We start from the raw sequence: 2,109 nt of genomic DNA, 5'->3' as shown, positions 1-2,109 counted from the left end.
CTCATCAGGGTATTTCTTCGGTGGTGCCACGGATGCTTCCTCCCCATGGCCATCAGACCATGATCATGAAGCTCCATGAAAGCGGGGGTGGCTCACAGGTCATAGTGCTCGGCGAAAGCCTCCTGGCAGTGACCGATGGCAGCCACAGCGCCGGACACTGTCGCCTGTTCCTCCGTCCGGCTCATGATCTGGTGTTCACCCGCCTCAAGGTTGTGGAGCGGTGTCACCAGGTCCACCTCGATACCGGCGCCGATGGTGAAGCCGCGCTCGTGCGGCCTGACACTCATGGACAGGCGTATCTCGGACGGAAAGTCGCTCACTACGCCGGAGGGATACGGCAGTCCGATCTCCATGCAATAGAACGTCAGGGTACCGTCGTGTTCCAGATACAAGGGATACGTCCCTCGGTACGACACATCTTCGGCGGGCAGGCCCGGAACGGAAATGTCGTAGCAGAGCCGGATGCCCGTGAAGACCTGCTCGACCTTGATCGAGGCTTGGTAAAGAGCGCTGAGGATAACGCCCATACCAGCACTAACCGCATTGATCATGACAAAAACTCTAGGCCATGCGGGTCCCCACGGCACAAGACCGATCGCATCCGCTCGTAGCCGCCGAGCGTGCGCTTAGTGTTGCGGGAGCGGATCCAGAGATGTATATCGATAGGTGGCGCCTGTCCGGGGCGCTTCGAGGCACGCAGCAAGATCCGGCATCCTCAACTGCCGCGGATAGTGGACTATCGCTTCTGAGCCCGGTAGCGGCGGAGCAACGCCGTGATCCGCGTGTAGTCACCGGCGCCGTTGATTTCCTCCAGCAGCTCATCCGGGCACAGCTCGTACAGGTCGCCCCACCATCGGCGCGCCCTGCTGTCCCAGATGCGATAGCCACCCGGAACCCCTCTCGCCACGTACCGTCGCCGACTCATCGCCACGCAAGTTAGCAAGACAGCCGTCGGCCTGCCCTGCAGTTCCCAGCGGCCTGTCGGGCCATCCTCATCTGATGTGAGTGCGTTCCTCAGTCCTCGGCGTTCGTGGCCTTGATGACCGGGGAGATATCGGATAACGCGGCCGGCCAGATGCCGGGGCCGTTTGCCGGGTCGCCGGGATAACTTCCGTTCGGCGTGGCGTCGCGCTGTTCTCGCGCGAATGCCAGTTGGTCCGCGACCATACTCGGGCCCAGGTCGTACATGATGCGTTGCGGGTTGGTCACCGGCATTCCGCGGACGATCAGCTCTCGTGGAGGCGGTGGTGTGCCCTCGCGTGCCGCGCGGTACGCGGATTTGATCCACTCGGCTCGTGCGGCCAGCTCGGCTACTGGACGCCCATCGCCGTACAGCGCGGCATAGACGTCAAGCTCCAGTGCGATCGCCTCGGCTTCCCAATCGCCGGCTACGTCGCTTTGGACCCCTTGAGCACGATACCTGGCAGCTGAGCGGGCCTGCGCGGCCAATCCCCACAGGCCCGAGGTCACCTCCGCGAAGTGCTCGTCGTCCGGATCGAACGCGTACGGCCGCGGGGTGGGCAGCACGGGGAAACCAAATGCCCGCACCAATTCAAAGATCTGTTCGAACTGGAAAATGTACGGTCCGTCCCCGTCGTCCTGCCAAGCATGCCGGTATCGCAACGCGCGGCGCAGCCGTGCGGCGGACAGCGTCAAGCCGGCAGCCGCGCCCCAGTTGACGATGCGAGCCTCGAGGCCCTCCAGAGTGTCGCCGGCAGATACGCGCGGACGGTGGAGCATCCCGCAGTCCACGTCAGTAGCATCCGGCAGATGTCCCGACCAGGGGGCCACATTGGCGACCGCACCATGAATCTGGGCGCAGCCATCAGCGACATAGGCGCCGAACACCGGTGCTTTCCACCATTCGGCGGCCGCACCGACAGCGGCTTCCATGTTTGGCGGGTCGTCCACTCCCGCCGTCTCCAAAATTTGCCAACCGTCTCCAAGTTCGCGCAGCCGACGGTGCTGAAACCCGATCGACGCGAGGTGCGGCAAGCTGGTCATGATCACATCGTGAGCCACCCCCGCTTTCATGGAGCTTCATGATCATGGTCTGATGGCCATGGGGAGGAAGCATCCGTGGCACCACCGAAGAAATACCCTGATGAG

3 protein-coding genes are annotated in these 2,109 nt (G+C 63.3%); all 3 read right to left on the bottom strand.

The window, feature by feature from the left end:
- Positions 1-92 precede the first annotated feature (92 nt).
- On the bottom strand, positions 93-551 hold the full coding sequence (locus CHC09_RS44770) for a hypothetical protein (protein WP_143232971.1): 459 nt from the start codon (positions 549-551) through the stop codon (positions 93-95).
- A 185-nt stretch (positions 552-736) separates the two neighbouring features.
- Positions 737-925, bottom strand: a complete 189-nt coding sequence (locus tag CHC09_RS46050) for a hypothetical protein (RefSeq protein ID WP_179277579.1) — start codon at positions 923-925, stop codon at positions 737-739.
- Between the two features lie 89 nt (positions 926-1,014).
- Positions 1,015-2,004: a hypothetical protein gene (locus CHC09_RS44765; RefSeq protein ID WP_143232970.1), complete on the bottom strand. Its 990-nt coding sequence runs from the start codon at positions 2,002-2,004 to the stop codon at positions 1,015-1,017.
- Positions 2,005-2,109 lie beyond the last annotated feature (105 nt).

This window comes from Actinoplanes regularis (assembly GCF_900188005.1).
Classification (GTDB): domain Bacteria; phylum Actinomycetota; class Actinomycetes; order Mycobacteriales; family Micromonosporaceae; genus Actinoplanes; species Actinoplanes regularis.
The sequence above is the reverse complement of the archived record's forward strand: the minus strand, read 5'-3'. Positions and strand labels throughout refer to the sequence as shown.

What these genes read in the sequence shown, in the direction of transcription:
- CHC09_RS44770 (WP_143232971.1), bottom strand. Translation starts at nt 551, where the DNA reads ATGATCAATGCGGTTAGTGCTGGTATGGGCGTTATCCTCAGCGCTCTT.
- CHC09_RS46050 (WP_179277579.1), bottom strand. Translation starts at nt 925, where the DNA reads ATGAGTCGGCGACGGTACGTGGCGAGAGGGGTTCCGGGTGGCTATCGC.
- CHC09_RS44765 (WP_143232970.1), bottom strand. Translation starts at nt 2,004, where the DNA reads ATGACCAGCTTGCCGCACCTCGCGTCGATCGGGTTTCAGCACCGTCGG.